This is a genomic window from Streptomyces viridosporus (assembly GCF_002078235.1).
GTDB lineage: Bacteria > Actinomycetota > Actinomycetes > Streptomycetales > Streptomycetaceae > Streptomyces > Streptomyces viridosporus.
This window is the reverse complement of the sequence record NZ_MSGP01000143.1, coordinates 1-5,090: the sequence shown is the minus strand read 5'-3', so window position 1 is coordinate 5,090 and position 5,090 is coordinate 1. Positions and strand designations below refer to the sequence as shown.

At 74.6% G+C, this 5,090-nt stretch carries 5 protein-coding genes; 4 read left to right on the top strand and 1 reads right to left on the bottom strand.

Features of this window, described 5'->3' with window-relative positions; translation table 11 throughout:
• Window positions 1–226: 226 nt before the first annotated feature.
• The 3 genes from B7L92_RS10880 to B7L92_RS10870 are packed head-to-tail and all read left to right on the top strand — an operon-like array spanning window position 227 to window position 3,008.
• Window positions 227–1,045 (top strand): ABC transporter ATP-binding protein, encoded by an 819-nt coding sequence (locus B7L92_RS10880; RefSeq protein ID WP_255310859.1) that lies wholly within the window; start codon window positions 227–229, stop codon window positions 1,043–1,045.
• On the top strand, window positions 1,042–2,406 hold the full coding sequence (locus B7L92_RS10875; protein WP_081237224.1) for a hypothetical protein: 1,365 nt from the start codon (window positions 1,042–1,044) through the stop codon (window positions 2,404–2,406). Before B7L92_RS10880 ends, B7L92_RS10875 begins: the two co-directional genes overlap by 4 nt.
• Window positions 2,403–3,008 (top strand): hypothetical protein, encoded by a 606-nt coding sequence (locus tag B7L92_RS10870; RefSeq protein WP_081237223.1) that lies wholly within the window; start codon window positions 2,403–2,405, stop codon window positions 3,006–3,008. Before B7L92_RS10875 ends, B7L92_RS10870 begins: the two co-directional genes overlap by 4 nt.
• Window positions 3,009–3,130: 122 nt before the next feature.
• On the opposite strand, the gene B7L92_RS10865 is transcribed toward B7L92_RS10870, so the two are convergent.
• A complete protein-coding gene (locus B7L92_RS10865; protein WP_081237222.1) occupies window positions 3,131–3,667 on the bottom strand; it encodes an HNH endonuclease in 537 nt (178 codons plus the stop codon).
• A 307-nt stretch (window positions 3,668–3,974) separates the two neighbouring features.
• On the opposite strand from B7L92_RS10865, the gene B7L92_RS10860 reads away from it, so the two are divergent.
• Window positions 3,975–5,066: a mechanosensitive ion channel family protein gene (locus B7L92_RS10860; protein WP_081237221.1), complete on the top strand. Its 1,092-nt coding sequence runs from the start codon at window positions 3,975–3,977 to the stop codon at window positions 5,064–5,066.
• Window positions 5,067–5,090 lie beyond the last annotated feature (24 nt).

Below are 5,090 nucleotides of genomic sequence, written 5' to 3'. Positions count from 1 at the left end.
GCCCGGTGCTCACCGCACCGGGCGGGCTCACCGACGAGCTGGGCGAGCGGCTGTCCCGGTACCTCGATGGCGCCCCGGCGCAGGGCGGCTGGGCGGCCGCGGCCGTCCTGTGCGCCGCCCTGCTGGCCGCGCGCCGCCCCGCCTTCCACTTCCTGGAGAAGAGTTGAGTACGGCTCCGTACACCGCCTCCCGTCCCGCGCCCGGAACGCCGGCCGCCGCGATCCGGATCGCCGGCCTGCGCGTCCGGCACCGCAGAACCGTCGCCCTGGACTCGGTGGACCTGGACTTCGGCACCGGGGTGCACGGTCTGCTCGGCCCGAACGGCGCCGGCAAGACCTCGCTGATCCGCGTCCTCGCCACGGTCGCCGAACCGGCCGGCGGCCGGGTGGAGATCCTCGGCCACGACATCGGCGACCACCGGCGGCGCGGCGAGGTCCGCCGGCACCTCGGCTACCTGCCGCAGGACTTCGGCTACTACCCGGGCTTCACGGTGCGGGAGTTCGTCGCGTACGTGGCCTGGCTGAAGGAGATGCCCGCGGACCGCGTCCCGGCCGCGGTCGAGCGGGCCGTCGCCCGTGTCGGCCTGGCCGACCGCATCGACGCGAAGGTGCGCGGCCTGTCCGGCGGCATGGTCCGCCGGGTCGGCATCGCGCAGGCCGTGGTGAACGATCCGCAGGTCCTGCTCCTCGACGAGCCGACCGCCGGCCTGGACCCGGAGCAGCGCGTGGAGTTCCGTGAGCTGCTGCGCGAGCTGGGCGCCTCGTCCACCGTCGTCGTCTCCACCCACCTGGTGGAGGACGTGGCGGCGGCCTGCACGGAGGTCACCCTGGTCGACGCGGGCCGGGTCGCCTACCGGGGGACGCCCGCGTCGCTCGCCGCGCTCGGCGAGTCGGCGGGCGGTCCCGGCGACCACCCGATCGAGCGCGGCTACACGGCGGCCCTGCGGGCGCACCGCGCGCCGGACGAACGGACGGAACCCACCGCGCGGACGGAACCCACCGCGCGGACGGACCGGCCGTCGGCTTCCGGGGGGACGACCCGATGACCCTCCTGACGGAACGGGCGCCCCGGGAGCGCGGTGCATCGCCGCGCCCGCCCCTCGCCCGGCACCCGCTGCGGGCGGAGGCCGTGCGCGGTTTCGCCCCCTGGGCCGGAGCGGCGATGCTGCTCGTACTCGTGGCGGCGCTGGCGGCCGGGTCGGAGCGGTGGCAGGGCGGCTGGGCGGAGACCCGCGACCAGGTGCACGCGGCGGCGATCCTGCTCGGCGTTCCGCTGGCCCTGGCGGCCGGCTGCTGGCAGGGCGGCCGGGAACGCAGGCGCGGGACGGAGGAGATGCTGGCGGCGGCCGTGCGCGGCCGGACGGCGGTGTTCCTCGCGTCGGCCCTGCCGGTCGCGCTGTGGCTGGTCGCCGGCTACGCCGTCGCGACCGCGCTCGCACTCCTCGCCACCTGGTACTGCGCCACGGGGGACCGGCCCCACTTCGGCACGCCGCTCGCGGACGCCCTCGTCCTGGCGTCCGCCGCACTGGCCGGCCAGGTCGTGGGCCGCCTGGTGGCCTGGCGGCTGGCGGCACCGCTGCTGGCGGCGGCCGGGTACGTCGTGCTCGCCGTCGCCGGGTACGGCAACCACGGATCCGTCCGTCACCTGGCGCCCTTCACCGTCGTCCCGTCCGCCTCCGCACCGGTGTGGTGGCAGCCCCCGACGACGGCGGTGTGGACGGGCGGTCTCGCGGCCGCCGCGGTCCTCGCGTACACCGCGCGCCGCCGTGCGCTCGCCCTGCTGCCGCTGGTGGCCGCGACCGCCGCCGGCGCACTGCTCGTCCAGACCGGCGACGGCCTGTGGCCCACCGCACCGCTCGCCCGGCGCCAGGTGTGCGACACCTCCACCACTCCGCAGATCTGTGTGAACGCCCGCTACCAGGGCCTGCTCCCCCAGGTCACCGACGCCCTGTCCGGGCTGATCGACCGTCTGGAGGGCGTGGAGAACCTGCCGGTGCGCTTCGAGGACCGGCCGGGCCGGCCGGGTCCGGACGAGGTGGAGCTGCCGATGATCACACCGATCGGCTGGACCGTCGTACGGGGACGGCTCACCGACCCCGAGGAGTACGCGTGGGCGGCGGGAGTGACGTTGCAGGGCCGCGCGGAGTGCGAGGAACTGGCGCCGCGGGTGGCCAGGACGGACGAGGCCGTGAGGCACTACCTGGCCCCCAGTCCGCTGCAGCGGCACTTCGACGAGGACGACGCCCGGCGGGCGCGGTCGAGTGCGGCCGCGCGCGCCGAACTCGAGGCGAAGCTCGCGGCGCGCGAGCGCCTGGCGTCGATGGGCGACGAGGAACGCCGCGCGTGGCTGTCGTCGTACTTCGCGACGCGGGACGCGTGCGGCGCGGAAGGGGTGCCGGCCCTGTGACCCGCGGTCCCCTGCTGTACGCCCGCTCGCGCACCCTGCCGCGCACCGTGCTCGTGCTCGGCGCGACCACCGTGCTCGCCGTCCTGGGAGCCCGGAACCTGAACGCGTACCTGGACCCGTCCCGGCAGGTCCCGGTCGTCGCGCTGGCCCCGCTGTTCGCGGCGGCGGTGATCGGCACGAGCCTGCACAGCGCGTCCGACGAACTGGACCGCACCGCCGTGCGCCCCTGGTGGCGCCGGCGCCTGGTCCACCTGACGGCGCTGACCGGCTGCGCCGCGGTGCTGCTGGCGGCGACCGTGTACGGGCACCCTTCCCCGTTCGGTCCCGCGGCCATGGTCCGCAACACCCTGGGGTGCGCGGGCCTCGGCGCCGGCGCGGCCGCCCTGCTGGGGGCCCGGCTGAGCTGGCTGCCGGTCTTCGGTTACGTCAGCGCCGTGTACGTGGGGTCCGCGAACGCGCGGGACCGGCTGGTCCCGGTCTGGGCGTGGCCGGTGCAGCCGGCCGGGCAGCACACCGCCTGGGTGACCGCCGCCGTGCTCCTGGCGGCGGGTGCGGCGCTGTACGTGGTGCGCGGAGCGCGGCCCGAGGGGCGGCACGCCTGACCCACGCACCGCGCGGGCGCCCGCCACGGCCCGCCCGGCCCCGGGGGGAACGGGGGTTCTCCCGGGGCCGGGCGGGTGAGGGCCGACGTGCCCCCGTGGCCGTACGAAGGCCCGGATCCTCGTCAGGCGGAGATGCCGTCGATCCGGGCCAGGGCGTCGTCCGCGCCGTACGGCTGCAGGTACGGCAGCCAGCGCGGGTCCCGATGGCCGGTGCCGATGATGCGCCAGGCCAGACCGGTGGGCGGAGCGGGCTTGTGGCGCAGCCGCCAGCCCAGTTCGAACAGGTGCCGGTCGGCCTTCACGTGGTTGCAGCGGCGGCAGGAGGCCACCACGTTGTCCCAGACGTGCTTGCCCCCGCGGCTGCGCGGGATGACGTGGTCGACGCTGGTCGCGACGCCACCGCAGTACATGCACCGGCCCCCGTCGCGGGCGAACAGCGCCCGGCGGGTCAGTGGTACGGGGCCCCGGTAGGGGACCCGCACGAAACGTTTGAGCCGGACCACGCTGGGTGCGGGGACGGTGACGGTGGCACTGTGCAGATAGGCGCCGGACTCCTCGAGGCAGACTGCCTTGTTCTCGAGGACGAGCACCAGCGCGCGGCGGAGCGGTACGACGCCGAGCGGCTCGTACGACGCGTTGAGGACCAGGACATGCGGCACGGACGGCCTCCTTGTACGCCGGCGGCGCGTGGCTCGCGCCGGGACGATCCGTAGTCAGTTTCCTCTCCTGCCTGGTGGACGCGCCACCATGTCCCGGTAACGGGCTGGGAGTGTTTTCGACCACATCCGGATTCCTCCCCAGGATCATGGCCTGCTCAAGCGCAGGTGAGGACCGTCTCTTCTTCACAGATCACGCGGATCCCCCCACAATGCCCCGTTAGTGTGGTGACTCTGTCCGTGCCGGTGACCTTCCCGTGACCTTGACCGCCGCACCGGGGGGCAGATCGTGCACTTGGAGGTACCTGTCGTGTCCTTGTCCGCCGTCCTGTCGGCCGACGGCCCGTCGCCCACCCCCTCGGATTCCCCGACACCACGTGTGCCCTCGCTCCAGGACGCCCAGGAGAGCGCGAGCAACGCCGCCGGCTGGGTGGAGGAGAACTGGTCGACGTGGCTCGCGATAGGGCTCCGGGTCCTGCTGATCGTGGTGATCGCGGCGGTGCTGAGAGTGGTGGTGCGGCGGGCGATCACCAAGCTCGTCGACCGCATGTCGAGGACCGGCCAGGCCGTGGACGGCGGCGGGCTCGGCGGGCTGCTGGTCAACGCCGAGCGGCGGCGCCAGCGCTCGCAGGCGATCGGCTCGGTGCTGCGCTCGGTGGCGTCCTTCCTGATCCTGGGCACGGCCGCGCTGATGGTACTGGGCACCTTCCAGATCAACCTGGCCCCGCTGCTGGCCTCGGCCGGTGTCGCCGGCGTGGCGATCGGTTTCGGCGCGCGCAACCTGGTGACGGACTTCCTCTCCGGCGTCTTCATGATCCTGGAGGACCAGTACGGCGTCGGTGACACCGTCGACGCGGGCGTGGCCTCCGGCGAGGTCATCGAGGTCGGGCTGCGGGTGACCAAGCTGCGCGGCGCCGACGGCGAGATCTGGTACGTCCGCAACGGCGAGGTCAAGCGCATAGGCAACCTCTCCCAGGGCTGGGCGACGGCCAACGTGGACGTCACGGTCCGCGCGGACGAGGACCTGGACGAGGTGAAGGCCGTCCTCGTCGAGGTCGCCGAGCGGACCAGCAAGGAGGAGCCCTGGAACGAGCTCCTGTGGAGCCCGGTCGAGGTCCTCGGCCTGGACTCGGTGCTGCTGGACTCGATGGTGGTCCGCGTCTCGGCGAAGACGATGCCCGGCAAGTCCCTGACCGTGGAGCGCGAGCTGCGCTGGCGCATCAAGCGCGCCCTCGACGCGGCCGGCATCCGCATCGTCGGCGGCGCCACGGCCACGGAGGACGTGGAGGCGTCCGCCCCCGACCCGACGGCGGGTGTCGCTCCCCCCTCCGCCTACGCGAGCACGGTCTCCCCGCAGTCGATGGCCGCGTCCCCGCTGCCCCCGCCGAACATCACCAAGTGACCGCCCCGCGGGAAAGGAAACTTT